The sequence below is a fragment of the Paraburkholderia sp. SIMBA_027 genome (assembly GCF_046535315.1).
GTDB classification, from domain to species: Bacteria; Pseudomonadota; Gammaproteobacteria; order Burkholderiales; family Burkholderiaceae; genus Paraburkholderia; species Paraburkholderia tropica.
In genome coordinates this window covers 1-248 of record NZ_JAWRWY010001270.1, presented here as the reverse complement: position 1 = coordinate 248, position 248 = coordinate 1, and the positions used below count along the sequence as shown (strand labels likewise).

Genomic DNA, 248 nt, shown 5'->3' with positions numbered 1-248 from the left:
GGAGAATATGCTGTGACACCAATTATTTTTAATGGTGAAATAGAAGATCATGTAATTCCGATAACAGCTAAACTGGATTATGGAGACTTACCAATTTCCTATGAGAAAAACTCTACAGGAGCTACTGTTGAAGCTCGCCATATAGAATCTGAAAACCTATTAATAGGAACTACCGTTGATACAGAAAATGGAGCACAAAGCGTTTCTGTAGGTAGTGATAATAATGGTACCAATGGAGACGGATTAGA

The 248-nt window shown here is 36.7% G+C and carries 1 protein-coding gene; it reads left to right on the top strand.

Going from position 1 to position 248, the window contains the following annotated elements; all coding sequences use genetic code 11:
* A partial coding sequence (locus SB764_RS43225; protein ID WP_410867198.1) for a hypothetical protein occupies window positions 1-248 on the top strand: 248 nt, incomplete at both ends.